Below are 14,182 nucleotides of genomic sequence, written 5' to 3'. Positions count from 1 at the left end.
GTGACCACGAACACCGCTGACATCGAGGCCGCGGTCCTCGCCCTCCAGGAGCCCAGTTCCCTGGAGATCAGGCCCCGCTACGAGGGCTCCAACATCTGCACCTGGATCGGCTTCAAGCACGTCAACTACCTCGTCGAGGAAGCCGTCCTGAACCATCTCAGGCAGGCCGGGATCGCCCCCGGCGCGGTCTACGAGGCCTACGGACTGTGCACGGACATCGTCGACATCGACACCCGCATCCTGCACGCCTTCCACATCGACGACGCCGCGGTCGCCGAGGTGAAGCCGCACCGCAGGGCCAAGGACGACGAACTGCTCTTCGCCGTCACCCTGCATGTGCGGCGCGACACGCCGCTCAAGGCCGTCACCTCGACCGTACGGGTCCAGCTGCGGCTCGACCCGCGTGGCGGCGGCGAGCAGCCCGTCCCGGCCGCGCTCGCGCCGTTCGCCGTCGACCGGCTCGCGGCGAAACCCGGCTGGACGCCGGAACCCGTCGAGGCGGACCTCGACGCCGACGACCTGGTCAAGGAGCTGACGGCCGGGCGCAACGCGTACGCCTGGAAGTTCCGTATCCCCTACTGGTACTGCCACTTCACCGAGCGCCAGCAGATGTCGGGCTATCTGCGGCTCATGGAGGAGGCCAAGGACCGGCTCGTCGCCGACCGCGGGGTCTCCATCAAGACGCTGCTCGACGAGCAGAACTGGATCCCGGTCGTGCCGCACTCGCGCATCACCGTGCTCGACGAGGCGCGCATGGAGGAGGACCTGTATGTCGTCCTCACCGTCGAGAACGTCTTCAAGGGCTTCACGTACGACTCCCGCATGGACACGTACGTCGTGCGCGAGGGACGGCTGGTACAGACCGCGACCGGCCGGATCACCCACGGCTACGCGGTGATCGAGAACCGCCGCGACTGGAGCCTGGTGCCCTTCGACGACCGGATGAACGCGGCCCTGGAGGGTCGGTCGGCATGAACCGCGAGGCCGAGGTCGTGGTCACCGGGATCGGCGCCGTCACCTGCCACGGTGCGGGCGCCGGCACGTTGTGGCGCGCCATGACGGCGGCCGGCGTCCGGCTGCCCGACCGGCCGGCGGACCCGCTGGCCCGGATGGAGCTGCCGCTGATCAACCTGGTGCCCGACCTTTGCCCCGGTGCCGTCCCGGCGGCCGGGCGGGCGAGCCGCTTCGCCTCGCTCGCCGCCGCCGAGGCGCTGTCCGACGCCGGCCTCGACGCCGCGTCGCTTTCCACGCTTCGTACGGCCGTTGTGCTCGGCAGCTGCATGGGCGAGCCGGGCGGCAACGAGCGTGGGCGGGGGACGGACGGCGGCTGGGCGCCGCCGTTCCGCCTCGCCACGGCGCTGGCCGCCGAACTCGGCCTGTTCGCCACGGTCCACGACCTGGGCAACGCCTGCGCGGCCGGGGGCTACGCCCTCGGCGTCGCGGCGGACCTGGTGCGCGCGGGCGAGGCGGACGTGGTGATCGCCGGCGGGTCCGACGCGTACTCGAGGGTCGCGCTCGGCTGCTTCAACCGGCTCGGCGCGGTCGACCCGGAGCGCTGCCGGCCCTTCGAACGCGACCGGGCCGGCACGGTCTTCGCCGAGGGCGCGGGCATCCTCGTCGTCGAGTCGGCGGCGCACGCCCGGGCGCGGGGCGCGCTGCCCGCGGTACGGCTCGACGCGGTGGCGTGGAGCTGTGACGCGGACCATCCCACGGCTCCCGGAGCCGACGGGGAGCAGATCGTACGGGCCATGCGCGAGGCCGTGGGCGGGGCGCCGGACACCGTGGGCTGCGTCGTGCCCCACGGCACGGGCACCCGGCTGAACGACGTCCTGGAGAGCCGTGCGCTGCACCGGGTCCTCGGACCGCGTGCCGCACGCGTGCCGCTCTTCAGCCTCAAGGCGCTCCTCGGCCACTCGGGCGGAGCGTCCGCCGCGCTCGGCGCGGTCGCGGCGGCACTGATCCTGCGGCACGGCGAGATCCCGCCGAACGTGCCGCTGAAGGAACAGGACCCCGAGTGCGCGGTCCTGCTGCCACAGGACGGCCCGGTGCCGCCGGCCGCGGGGGCCGGGCGGGTGCTGGTCAACGCCTACGGGTTCGGCGGGAACAACGCGTCGCTGGTCCTGGCGCGTACGGGAGGTGAGAGCCGGTGAGCGGGGTGTCTGCGGCCGAGCTCGCCGTGACCGGGGTCGGGGTCGTCTCCCCGTGGGGCGACAGCGCCGAGGCCGCCGTCGTGGCGGGCGGGAGCGCGATGCCCGGTGCGGGCGAGTGGTTCTCCCACCGGGAGCGGCTCGGGCGGCGGGGCTACAAGTACCTGCCGGCCGCCGCCCAGTACGCCCTGGCCGCGGCCCGGGGTGCGGTCGCCGACGGCGGACGGCCCGACGCGGTGCCGGCCGAGCGGCGCGGGCTGCTGCTCGCGACCGGAACCGGGCTCGCAGCGCTCTTCGAGGCCATGGACGCGACCGTGACCGAGGAGGGCGCGGCAGCGCTGTCTCCGGCGACCGCCCCCTACTTCGCGGTCAACGTGCTCGGCAACCGGCTGGCCGCCGAGTTCGGACTCAAGGGCTTCTCCCTGACGGTCGCCACCGCCGGTACGGCCGCCGTGGACGCGCTGTCCGCCGGTGCGCTCGCGCTCGCGGCGGGCCGCTGCGACTCGCTGGTCCTGGCGGCGACGGAGGAGCCGCTGCCGCCGGGCCGGGGCGGTGGCGGTCAGCAGGGCTCCGTGGTGTTCACCCTCGAACCCCCGGCCGCCGCCAGGTCGCGCGGCGCCCGGGTGCACGGCACCGTGCGGGCCCGGTCGTTGTTCCTGCCGCCGGGTGCCCTGCGCGACTTCGAGGGCCGGAGCCGGGCCGCCGGGCTTCTGGCGGGTGCGCTCACCGACCTGCTCGGCGAGCGCACGCGGGACGACTCCGTCGACGTACATCTGGATCTCGACGGGTCCACCGTGTCCGAGGCCGTCGCCCTGGCCGTAGCCGGTGCCACCACCGGCGCGGGCCGGACCGCGCTCGGCTCCCACCCCACCGCGCCCGCCGGCGCGCCCGGGACCGGGCTGCCCGCCGGGGCTGCCGGAGCAGGCTGCCTCGGGGGCGCGCTCGCCGTCGCCCACGCCGTCACCGCACCGCACGGGCCGGAGCGGCTCGTCGTCTGCGCCTCCGGTGCCGGCCATGTCGCCCTCGTCCGTGTCGTCCCCTCACCGTCGTCAACAGGAGCCGTCGCATGCTGAAGTCACTCGAAGGGAGCTGGTGCCTGGTCCTCGGGGCGTCCAGCGGGATCGGACGGGCCATCGCCCTCGGGCTCGCCAGGGAGGGCGTCCACGTCGCCGGTGTGCACTTCGACACGGCCGCCCGCGCCGAGGAGGTCGAGGCGATCGTCGACGAGATCCGTGCTCTCGGCGTCGAGGCACGCTTCTTCAACGCCAATGCCGCCGCGAAGGCGACCCGCGCCGAACTCGTCCCGAAACTGGCCGAGTTGACGGGGGCGACCGACGGCATACGGATTCTCGTCCACTCGCTGGCCTTCGGCACCCTCGTGCCGTTCCTGCCGCGCGAGGGCTGGGAGAAGCCGGTCTCCGTACGCCAGTTGGAGATGACGCTCGACGTCATGGCGCACAGCCTCGTGTACTGGACGCAGGACCTGCTCGCCGCGGGCCTGCTGCGCGACGGCTCGAAGGTGTACGCCATGACGAGCGCCGGCACGTCCCGGCATCTGCCGAGCTACGGGGCCGTGTCCGCCGCGAAGAGTGCGCTGGAGTCCCATGTACGGCAACTGGCCTGCGAGTTGGCGCCCCAAGGGGTCGCGGTGAACGCGCTGCGGGCCGGGACCACCCTCACCCCCGCCCTGCGGCGTATCCCCGAGCACGCCGGCTACGTCGAGCGCGCCGCGGAGAACAACCCGCACGGGCGGCTCACCCGGCCCGACGACGTGGCCGAGGCCGTCGCGCTGCTCTCCCGCACCTCCTCGTCCTGGCTGACCGGGAACACCATCGGCGTGGACGGGGCGGAACTGCACGCGGCCGCCGGCGCGTGGGAGGTGCCCGGTCCGGCGTGACGGAGGCTCATCGCCCCCGCCGCCGCCACCCGTTTCCCGTCCCTTCGTCTGAGGGACTGCGCCCCCCCAGACCCCCTATCGGCATACCGGCCTTTCGGCCTCGTCGTACGCCTCTCCGATCCACACCACCGACAAGGAGCAGCAACCATGAGCGTCAGTCCTGTCACCGGGGCGGACCCGGACACCCTGGTCGTCTCCGGCTGGTCGGCGGCCTCGCCGTACGGGCTGGGAGCCGAGACCTTCGCCGCGGGGGTGGGCCGGGACCGGTGCGTGGTGCGCGGCGCGGAGGACGCGGCGGACCTCGGGCCCTACGAAAGGGCCGGCCGCATACCGGACTTCGACGTGCGGGCGATCCTCGGCCGCAAGGGAACCCGGGCCATGGACCGGGCCACCGCCCTCGCCGTCACCACCGCCGGAATGCTCCTGGAGTCGGCCGGCTCCGGCCTGGCCGGGGACGACCCGGAGGCCGTCGGCATGGTGCTCGGCACCGGGCACGGCAGCGTGCAGAGCATCATGGACTTCACCCGGGACTCACTGCGTGGCGACAAGCCCTTCCACGTCGACCCGGCGCTGTTCCCGAACACGGTGATGAACCGTGCGGCCGGCCAGAGCGCCATCTGGCACACCCTGCGCGGGCCCAACACCACCGTCGCGGGCGGCGCCCCGACCGGCCTGCTCGCCCTCAACTACGCGGCCCGGCTGCTTCGGCAGGGGCACTGCGAGGCCGTACTCTGCGGCGCCGTCGAGGAGTTCTCGACCGAGCGCGCCTGGCTGGAGTACCGGGCGCGCACCGGCTCCCCGTCCCGTCAGCCGGCCGGACCGCTCGGTGAGGGCTGCGCGCTCTTCCTGCTCGAATCGCTCGGCCGGGCCGACGCCCACGGACGTACCCCGCTCGCCTCGCTGAGCGGCTCCCGGTTCATCGCCTTCACGGCCCCCGAACGGGCCCGGGACGCCGTCGCGCGGGCCGCCACCGAGGCGCTGAAGGAGGCCGACGTGCGGCCCGAGGACGTCGCCCTGCTCGTACCGTCGGACAGCGGCGGCCCGCTCGGTGCCCGCGAGGACGCGGCGCTCGCCGGCCTGTTCGGCGAGCACCGGCCGCCCCGGCTGCGGCTGCGCCGCCTCGTCGGCGACTGCGGCGCGGCCTCCGCGTCGTTCCAGCTCGCCGCCGCCCTCACCGCGGGCGACGGGCCGGTGCTCGTCACTTCCGTCGACCCCGACGGCCAGACCGGCGCGGTCGTGCTGCGTACCGGCAGGCCGTGATTGCCGCCGCGCGCCGCAGGACGTACCGGCCGCCCTGGAACTTTCTCCGCCACTCGTATGCCAACCACCATCCGAAGGACGTGTGTACCCCATGCCCGAGTCCGTCACCGTTCCCGTGCTCGACAAGGAGCAGCTGCGCGACCTCGTCGCCGACGTACTGGACCTCGACGTCGCCGAGGTCACCGACGACGCCCACTTCATGGACGACCTGGACGTCGACTCACTGATGGCCCTGGAGATCACCGTGCGCCTGGAGAAGGAGTACGGGGTGCGCCTCGCGGAGGCCGAGCTGGCCTCGATCACCTCGCTCCAGGGCACCTACCGACTGCTGGAGCGCAAGCTGGGGGAGGAGTCATGAGCGCCGCCACGCCGCTGGGGCCCCTGGAGCTGATCCGCACCGGCCCGGCGGGCGCGATCGCCGCCTTCGACGCCCCGGTGGACGACGCCGTCGTCGCCGGGCACTACCCCGGTTTCCCCGTGCTGCCCGGCGTGTTCCTCATCGAGGCGGCCGACCGCACGGTGCGCCAGTGGGCCAGGAACACCGCGGCGTCGCGGGGAGAGGACGACGGCGAGGTCGAGCTGGTCGCCATGGACCGCTGCCGTTTCCACCGGCCCGTCTTTCCCGGCGACCGGGTGCACACCGACGTCGGCGTCGTGGACAGTGCGGTCGGACTGCTGTTCAAGGCGGCCGTCGCCACCAACCGCGGGAAGGTGGCCGACATCCGGCTGCGCTACCGCGCGAAGCAGGAGAAGGAAGGGGAGAACTCGTGACCGTCTACGGCATCGGGCGGATCAAGAACACCATCCCGCATCGGGGAGAGATCCTCCTGGTGGACCGGGCCGCCGACGTGGTGCCCGGCGAGAGCCTCACCGCGTACAAGGCGGTCTCCGGCAACGAGCCCTGCTACGCGTCGCTCGGCCAGGACGCCGCCGCCTCCGACTACGCGTATCCGACCTCGCTCGTCATCGAGTCGTGGGCCCAGTCGGCGGTGCTGCTGTCCGTGTGGGAGAACCCCAACCCGGACGTCCTCGCCGGGAAGGTCGAACTGGCCGGCGCCATCAACGAGGTGAGCTTCTCGGGGCGTGCCTATCCCGGCGACGTGCTGGAGCACCGGGTGCGGCTGGTCAAGTCGGTGGACGAGACGGCGGTTCTCGCGGGCGAGACGTACGCGGGCGGCCGCGAGGTGCTGCGCGTCGGCGCGTTCGTGGTGGCGCTGCGCGATGTCAACGAGTTGCTTCCGGCGCCCGACCGCGCCCCGGTGAGTGTGTGAGGAGAGGGTCCGTGTCCGAGGAGAGCGCAACTGCCGTGCACTCGGCTTCGAACGACAAGGTCGCGCTGGTCACCGGCGGTTCGCGGGGTATCGGCCGCGCCGTCGTGGTGCGGCTGGCACGCGACGGCTACGACATCGGCTTCTGCTACCGCTCCGACGAGGAGGCGGCGGCCGTGGTGGAGAAGGAGGTACGTGCGCTGGGGCGGCGGGTGCTGTCCCGGCGGGTGGATGTGACGGACCGTACGCAGGTGAAGGAGTTCGTCGCCGCGGCCGACGAGGAGCTCGGCCCGGTCTCGGCGGCGGTCACCTCGGCCGGCATCACCAGGGACGGCCCGCTGGTGCTGATGCCGGACGAGGACTGGGACGCGGTCGTCCGCACCAACCTCGACGGCACCTACAACCTGTGCCGCGCGGTGGCCTTCCCGATGATCAAGCGGGGCGGCGGCGCCGTGGTCACGCTCTCCTCGGTGGCCGGGGTCGCGGGCAACGCGGGGCAGACCAACTACTCGGCGTCCAAGGCCGGGATCATCGGCTTCACCCGCTCCTTCGCCAAGGAGGGCGGGCGGCACGGGATCCGGGCCAACACGGTGGCGCCGGGATTCATCGACACGGACATGACCTCGGCGCTGCCGCCCAAGGTGGCCAGGGAGATGCTCGGGCGGATACCCCTGAAGAGGTTCGGCCGGCCCGAGGACGTGGCTTCGCTGGTCGCCTTCCTCCTCTCGCCCGAGGCCGCCTACATCACCGGGCAGGTCCTCCAGGTGGACGGCGGCATCGCGCTGTGAGCGCCGCCGTGCGCGGGGGGCGGCGGCGCGGGCGCGTGCCGCGCTTCTACTTCTCGTTGCGCAGTCCCTACTCGTGGCTCGCCTACCGGGATCTCATCGACCGGTATCCGCGGACGGCGGAGGCCGTGGAGTGGGTTCCCTTCTTCGAGCCGGACGAACTGAGCCGGAAGCTGCTCGCGGAAGCGGGGGGCGCCTTTCCGTACACGCCCATGTCGGCCGAGAAGCACCGGTACATCCTTCAGGACGTGCGGCGGCTCGCTGCCGGGCGGGGGCTGGAGTTCACCTGGCCGGTGGACCGGGAGCCGGTGTGGGAGGTGCCGCATCTCGGGTACCTCGCGGCGGCCCGGCACGGCAGGGGACCCGAGTTCGTCGCCCTTGCCGCACGGGCCCGCTGGGAGCTCGGTCTCGATATCTGCGACCGGACGGTGATCGCGGGGTTCGCCGGGGAACTCGGGCTGGGGCAGGAGGAGTTGGCGTGCGCCGCCGATGACTCCTCGTTGCGGGCGGAGGGGGTGCGGGTGCTGCTGGAGATCCAGCGGGACGGGGTCTTCGGGGTGCCGTTCTTCGTCGATCACTACGACAAGTACTGGGGCGTCGACCGGTTGCCGGACTTCGTCGCGGCGATCGAGGAGAGGACCGCCGCTGACCCTGCCGGGGTCCCGGGAGTCTCCGGGACCCCGCTTCCGCCGTCCGTGTCGTCCGTCGACGACGGGCACGCGGGCGGGTGCGGTTGAGCCGGCCTTCCGGCCGGCCGCCGTCCCCGGGCCGCCGTACGACGCTTCCCCCGGCGTTGTGCGGCGGCCCTTCGGGGTTCCGTCAGGGCGGGTCCCCTCGCATATAGGTGCCGCATAGCGGGCCTCGGTTGGCTGGTTGGTGTCCGCTGCTGGGTGAGCGCGGTTCCAAGCAATCGCAGAGGGTGGGTAGTTGGGTGTCCGGCTTCGAGAGCTTTGTCAGTGCCGTGCGGCGCAGGGTGGTCCTGGCGCCGCGGCGCAGCGCGGTCCGGTTCAGCTCGGATGCCGGTGAGGAGGATCTGGCGTACGGGGAACTGGACCGGCGGGCGCGGGCCGCCGCGCAGTGGCTCGGCGGGACCGTCGAGCCCGGGGAGAGGGTTCTCGTCTCCTGCGGGCCCGGGACCGGGTTTCTGCGGGCCTTCCTGGCCTGTCTGTACGCGGGTGCGGTTCCGGTGCCGGTTCCGGTGCCCGGTGGGTTCGGGCGGCAGGAGGCCCGGACGACCGCGATCGCCGTGGACACCGGGGCACGGCTGGTGCTGACGGACGAGGCGGGTGAGTCCGCCGTGGGCCGTTGGCTGGAGGACGGGCGGGGTGCGCTGCCCGGACTGAGGATGCATGCCGTCGAGGCGGCCGAGCGGGACGGTGACGGGGAGGCGTGGGCCGAGCATCCTGTCGCGGCCGACACACTCGGTTTCCTGCAGTACACCTCGGGGTCGACCAGCGACCCGAAGGGCGTGATGGTTCCGCACGGCGCGCTCGTGCACAACCTGGGGCTGATGCGGGACTGCCACGGCTGGCACGGCGGTATGACCTGGTGCAGCTGGCTGCCCGCGCACCACGACATGGGCCTGATCGCGATGATGCTCGCCCCGCTGTACCTGGGCGGCACCGCGGTGCTCATGTCGTCCACCGACTTCCTCAAGCGGCCCGTCTCCTGGCTGCGGCTGATCGAGCGGCATCGCGCCGACATCAGCTGCGCACCCAACTTCGCCTACGACCTGTGCGCCCGCAGGCTCACCGAGGAGCAGACCGCCGGCCTCGACCTGTCCAGCTGGCGGTACGCCTGCAACGGCGCCGAACCCGTCGACGCCGCGACCCTCGCCCGCTTCGCGGAGCGCTTCGCCCCGGCGGGGTTCTCGCCCCGCTCGCTACTGCCCGGGTACGGGCTCGCCGAGGCTACGCTCTACGTCGCCGGCACCCGGGCCGAGCGGGCGCCGACGGTGCTGCGCGCGGACATGGCCGCGCTGGCCCGCGGCGAGGTCATCGCGGCAACCACGCCCGAACGGGCCGACGGTGTGCAGGAGCTGGCCGGCAGCGGCATCGTGCGCGGGCTCGATCTGCGGATCGTCGATCCGGACAGCCGGGTCGAGCTGCCGGACGGGCACGTCGGCGAGATCTGGGTCCGGGGCGGCAGCGTCGCGCTCGGGTACTGGAACCGGCCCGAGGAGAGCGCGCGGACCTTCGACGCGGTGACGGCCGGCGGGGACCGGGGATTCCTGCGTACGGGGGATCTGGGCGCCCTGCGCTCCGGGGAGCTGTACGTGACCGGGCGCATCAAGGAAATGATCATCGTGCACGGACGGAATCTGTATCCGCACGACATCGAACGCGAACTGCGTGACCTGGATCCGGCCTTCGCCGATCTGCCCGCCGCCGTCTTCGGGGTCCGGCCCGGTGGCAGTCCCGCGGCGGAGCAGATCGTCGCCGTTCAGGAGGTGCGCGGTCGCGGGCTCCAGGAGGCCGCGCTGACCGCCCTGGCGCGTGGTGCCCGCGCCCGCCTCGCACAGCGGCTGGGCGTACGGGTCGGGGGCGTCGTCCTCGTCAGGGCCGGGCGGATCCGGCGCACGACGAGCGGCAAGATCCAGCGGACGCTGATGCGGCGGCTCTTCGAGGACGGTGAACTGGACGCACTGCACGAAGAGCTGGCGCCGGAAGTCGCCGCGGTGAGGGACCGGCCGGTACGTGAACTGAGCGTGCCGCCCGCCGCGGACGGCGCCCCCTGGGACCCGTACGCACTCGGCCGGGAGCTGGAGGAGCGGCTCGGGGATCCGCGGGACGGGCGGCGGGAGTTCTCCTTCGCCCGCGGTGCCGAACTGGACCGGGCGGAGGAGTTCCCCGCCGCCGTCTGCCGGGAACTGGACGCGCTCGGAGTGCCGCGCTGGTTCGCGCCCGCGCGCCACGGAGGAGAACTGCGCAGCAGCGAAGAGCTGTCGCAGCTCATCCGGACGCTCGGGCGACGGGACTTCACCGTCGCGCTCGGGCACGTCAAGACCTACCTGGGTGCCGTGTCGGTATGGGTGGCGGGGCGGCCGGAGCAGGCCGAGGCGCTCGCGAAGCGGGTCGCGGGCGGCGCCGTGATCTCGCTGGCGCTCACCGAGCGTTCCCACGGCAGCGACCTGCTCGCGGGGGAGCTGCGGGCCGAGCGCACCGACCGTGGCTGGCGGCTCGACGGCGAGAAGTGGCTGATCAACAACGCCACCCGGGCCGAGCTCGTCTGCGTGCTGGCCCGTACGAGGGCGACGGCCGGCAGCCGGGGCTTCAGCCTCTTGCTCGTCGACAAGGCCCGGCTGGCGCCGGGGAGTTGGCGGCCCCTCGACGGTGTGTCCACCCACGGAGTGCGCGGCGCGGACATCAGCGGTATCGCCTTCGACGGTGCCGAGGTCCCCGAGGACGCGCTGATCGGTGCCGAGGGCGCGGGCCTGGAGATCATCCTCAAGGGTTTCCAGATCACCCGCACGCTCTGCTCGGCGATGTCGCTCGGCATGACGGACCACGCGCTGCGCGTCGCCCTGGACTTCGCCCGTACCCACCGGCTGTACCAGCGTTCCCTCGCCGAACTGCCGCACGCGGCGAGAACCCTGGCCGAGTGCTACGCCGACCTGCTCGCCATGGAGGCGGTGTCCCTGGTCGCTACTCGGTCCGTACACACCCTCACCGCGGAGCAGAGCGCGGTGTCCGCCGTGGCCAAATACCTGGTGCCGACCCTCGGCGACGAGGTGATCGGCAGCCTGCGCGGGCTGCTCGGCGCGCGGGCGATGCTGACCCGGGACTTCGCCGACGGCGCCTTCCAGAAGGTGGAGCGTGACCACCGGATCGTCGGCATCTTCGACGGCAGCACGGCCGTCAACCTGAACTCGCTGATCAACCAGTTCCCCGTGCTCGCCCGCGGCTGGCGGGGGCGGCTGGCAGACCGGGACGCGGTGGCGTCGGCCGCCCGCCTCGACCGGCCCGTGCCCGAGCTCGACCACGACCGGCTCACTCTCTTCGCCCGGTCCGGCTCCAGCGTCGTACAGTCCCTGCCGGACGCCGTGGAACGGGCCCGTGCCGTGGCGCCGCCCCGGGTGGTGGCGCAGGCCGAGCGACTGCTCGCCCTCGCCGACGAACTGCACGAGGAGCTCGGCGCCCACCGGCACCGCGCCAGGGAGGTGCCGCGGGAGGCCTTCGCGGCAGCACGCAGATACGCCCTGGTGTACGCGGGTGCGGCGAGCCTGCACCTGTGGCTGGAGAACACCGGTACGGCGCGTGCCACGGGCCCGCTCTGGGCCGGCACCGTGTGGCTGGACGCCGTACTGGCCCGCCTGCTGCGCCGACTCAACGAGGTCCCGGACCTGGACGACCTCGACGGCCCGGCACTGGACGGACTGCTGCCCGCCCTGCACGCGCAGTACGAGGAGGGCCTGCTGTTCTCGCTGCTGCGCTGCCCGCTGGCCGAGGGGCCGGCCGACGGCGCGACGAGGGACGCGGCATGAGCGGTCCGCCCCCGCCCGGGATGCGCCGGCGCCGCGCGGATCCGCCTCGCCGGCACCGCACGGCCGCACACCCGGTCCCCGACATCCGCCCGACGAAGGACGCAGCATGACGGATCCGCTGACCTCCGAGGCCCCTGAACGGGCCGAGCCCGTACTGGACCGGATCGCCCGGCTCGAAGCGCTGCTCGGCGACCCGTACGAGCCGGGCAACCCGCTCGGGCTCGACGCCGTTCTCCGCGCCGACGAACGCGGTGAGCTGCTGCCCGAAGGGGAGCGGGCGCTGCGGGAGTTCGGGCTCGGCGCCGAGTTCGTGCCCGGGGCGTACGGCGGGCGGTTCGAGCGCGCCGACCGGTTCGCGCTGCTCATGCGCGGCCTGTTCCGCCGGGACTGCGCGCTCGGTATCGGCCACGGCGTCACCAGCTTCATCGCCGGGCTGCCCGTCTGGGCGGACGGCAGCGCGGCGCAGCGGCGCCGGGCCGCGGAGTTGCTGCTGGGCGGCGGCCGGATCGTCGCCGCGTACACCGAACTCGCCCACGGCAGCGACTTCGCCCGTATCTCCACGGCCGCGCGGCCCGCGCCCGACGGCGGCCGTCTCCTCGACGGCGGCAAGCAACTGGTCAACAACGTCGGCCGGGCCGAGGCCGCCGTCCTGTTCGCCCGCACCGATGAACACCCCGGCAGCCGCGGCCACTCGCACTTCCTGCTGGACCTCGACGAGCTGCCTCCGGACCGCGTGGACCGCACCGCCCGCCACCCCACCTCGGGCGTACGGGGCTGTCTGCTCGGCGGCATCGGCTTCGACGCCTGCCCGGTGCCGGCCGACGCCCTCCTCGGGGTGGAGGGCGGCGCCATGGAGACCGTCCTCAAGGTGTTCCAGGTCACTCGCAGTGTGCTGCCCGGCATGGTCGTCGGCGTCGGAGACACGCAGCTGCGCGTGGTCCTCGACTTCGCCGGGCGGCGGCAGCTGTACGGGCGGCCCATCAGTGAACTTCCGGAAGTGCGAGGGGTGTTGACGGACACCTTCGTGGACCTGCTGATCTGCGACGCGCTGTCCGCCGTCGGCGCCCGGTCGCTGCACCTGCTGCCGGAGGAGGCCAGCGTGCGCTCCGCGGCGGTGAAGTACCTGGTGCCGAAATTCCTCCAGGACAGCTCGTACCGGCTCGGGGTGGTGCTCGGCGCCCGCGGTTATCTGCGCGAAGGGCCGTACGCCGTCTTCCAGAAGGCGGCCCGGGACCTGCCGGTGGTCGCCCTCGCCCACGCGAGCGGTGCGGTCTGCCTCTCCACCATCGTCCCGCAGCTTCCGCGGCTCGCCGAGCGGGCCTGGCGGCCGGCGCTCGACGGGACCCCGCCCTCGGCCGCGCCCGAGGCGCTGTTCCGGCTCGACGACCCGCTGCCCGCCCTCGACTTCGGCCGCCTGGAACTGACCGCACGCGGCACCGACCGGCTCGCCTGCCACCTTCCGGCCGTGGCCCGCGAACTCACCGACGAGGCGGCCGGCCGCCCGGAGCTCGGTGAACTCGCCGAACTGGCCCGTCTGTTCACCGAGGAACTCGCCGAACTCGCCCGCCGCGCCGCCGCCCTTCCACCGCGCGACCGCACCCCGGTGGCGGGCCGCCGCGCCTTCCTGCTGGCCGAGCGGTACACCCTGCTGCTCGCGGCGGCCGCCTGCCTGGGCGTATGGCATGCCGCCGACGGCGACAGCCCGACCGCCGTCGCCGCCCGCCGTGACGGTTCCGGCGCGGAAACCGAAACCCATGCCGGTGCCGGTGCCGGTGCCGGTGCCGACGCGGATGCCGATGCCGGTGCCGGTGCCGACGATCGTGCCGCCTTCCTTGCCGACCCGCGCTGGGCCACTGCCGCACTGCACCGGCTCGCCGAGCGGCTCGGCCTGCGCCGGGGGCCGCTGCCCGAATCCGCCGCCCGGCAGCTGTTCGACGAGCTCGTCGAACGGCACGCCGGCGATCTCACGTTCGACCTGTTCCGCGGACGGCTCGCCCGCCGGTCCGTCCCCGACCGAGGAGTCCCGTCATGACCGAGACCACGACCACGACCACCGCGACCACAACCACCGCGACCACCGCCTCCGACATCACACCGCAGGCGATCCGCGGGTGGCTGGTCGACCGCGTCGGCTACTACCTGGAGCGGCCCGCGGCGGAGATCGACGAGGGCGCTCAGCTCGCCGAGCTGGGCCTCGACTCGGTCTACGCCCTGACCCTGTGCGGCGATGTGGAGGACCGCTTCGGCCTCGTCGTCGAGCCGACCCTGGCCTGGGACCACCCCACCATCGACGCGATCACCGCCCACCTCGCGGCCGAACTGGCCTCGTAGCGAGCGGATAT

General features: G+C 73.5%; 13 protein-coding genes. All 13 read left to right on the top strand.

What is annotated here, in order from left to right:
- The 13 genes from QF035_RS22465 (at position 1) to QF035_RS22405 (ending at position 14,171) form a co-directional block, all read left to right on the top strand.
- Complete coding sequence (locus tag QF035_RS22465) at positions 1-975, top strand: acyl-CoA thioesterase (RefSeq protein ID WP_307522284.1); 975 nt, start codon at positions 1-3, stop codon at positions 973-975.
- Positions 972-2,150 carry a beta-ketoacyl-[acyl-carrier-protein] synthase family protein gene (locus QF035_RS22460; RefSeq protein WP_307522283.1) on the top strand — a complete coding sequence of 393 codons (1,179 nt, stop codon included), beginning with the start codon at positions 972-974 and terminating at the stop codon, positions 2,148-2,150. The genes QF035_RS22465 and QF035_RS22460 overlap by 4 nt, the downstream gene beginning before the upstream one ends.
- Positions 2,147-3,220: a beta-ketoacyl synthase N-terminal-like domain-containing protein gene (locus QF035_RS22455; protein WP_307522282.1), complete on the top strand. Its 1,074-nt coding sequence runs from the start codon at positions 2,147-2,149 to the stop codon at positions 3,218-3,220. Before QF035_RS22460 ends, QF035_RS22455 begins: the two co-directional genes overlap by 4 nt.
- Positions 3,214-4,044 carry an SDR family oxidoreductase gene (locus QF035_RS22450; RefSeq protein WP_307522281.1) on the top strand — a complete coding sequence of 277 codons (831 nt, stop codon included), beginning with the start codon at positions 3,214-3,216 and terminating at the stop codon, positions 4,042-4,044. Before QF035_RS22455 ends, QF035_RS22450 begins: the two co-directional genes overlap by 7 nt.
- A 147-nt stretch (positions 4,045-4,191) precedes the next feature.
- A complete protein-coding gene (locus tag QF035_RS22445) occupies positions 4,192-5,304 on the top strand; it encodes a beta-ketoacyl synthase N-terminal-like domain-containing protein (protein ID WP_307522280.1) in 1,113 nt (370 codons plus the stop codon).
- A 91-nt stretch (positions 5,305-5,395) separates the two neighbouring features.
- Positions 5,396-5,662, top strand: coding sequence for an acyl carrier protein (locus tag QF035_RS22440; RefSeq protein WP_307522278.1), 267 nt, complete (start codon positions 5,396-5,398; stop codon positions 5,660-5,662).
- Positions 5,659-6,075, top strand: a complete 417-nt coding sequence (locus QF035_RS22435; protein ID WP_307522276.1) for a 3-hydroxyacyl-ACP dehydratase FabZ family protein — start codon at positions 5,659-5,661, stop codon at positions 6,073-6,075. The genes QF035_RS22440 and QF035_RS22435 overlap by 4 nt, the downstream gene beginning before the upstream one ends.
- Positions 6,072-6,575: a 3-hydroxyacyl-ACP dehydratase FabZ family protein gene (locus tag QF035_RS22430; RefSeq protein WP_307522275.1), complete on the top strand. Its 504-nt coding sequence runs from the start codon at positions 6,072-6,074 to the stop codon at positions 6,573-6,575. The genes QF035_RS22435 and QF035_RS22430 overlap by 4 nt, the downstream gene beginning before the upstream one ends.
- Positions 6,576-6,586: 11 nt before the next feature.
- Entirely contained in the window at positions 6,587-7,360 is a 774-nt protein-coding gene (gene fabG, locus QF035_RS22425) for a 3-oxoacyl-[acyl-carrier-protein] reductase (protein ID WP_307522274.1), read from the top strand.
- Complete coding sequence (locus QF035_RS22420; RefSeq protein ID WP_307522273.1) at positions 7,357-8,094, top strand: 2-hydroxychromene-2-carboxylate isomerase; 738 nt, start codon at positions 7,357-7,359, stop codon at positions 8,092-8,094. Before fabG ends, QF035_RS22420 begins: the two co-directional genes overlap by 4 nt.
- Positions 8,095-8,288: 194 nt before the next feature.
- Positions 8,289-11,840, top strand: a complete 3,552-nt coding sequence (locus tag QF035_RS22415; protein WP_307522272.1) for an AMP-binding protein — start codon at positions 8,289-8,291, stop codon at positions 11,838-11,840.
- A gap of 106 nt (positions 11,841-11,946) precedes the next feature.
- Positions 11,947-13,872 carry an acyl-CoA dehydrogenase gene (locus QF035_RS22410; protein ID WP_307522271.1) on the top strand — a complete coding sequence of 642 codons (1,926 nt, stop codon included), beginning with the start codon at positions 11,947-11,949 and terminating at the stop codon, positions 13,870-13,872.
- Positions 13,869-14,171, top strand: coding sequence for an acyl carrier protein (locus tag QF035_RS22405; protein WP_307522270.1), 303 nt, complete (start codon positions 13,869-13,871; stop codon positions 14,169-14,171). Before QF035_RS22410 ends, QF035_RS22405 begins: the two co-directional genes overlap by 4 nt.
- Positions 14,172-14,182 lie beyond the last annotated feature (11 nt).

This window comes from Streptomyces umbrinus (assembly GCF_030817415.1).
Lineage (GTDB): Bacteria > Actinomycetota > Actinomycetes > Streptomycetales > Streptomycetaceae > Streptomyces > Streptomyces umbrinus_A.
Note: the sequence above shows the minus strand (reverse complement) of the source record. Positions and strands in the feature narration are given on the sequence as shown.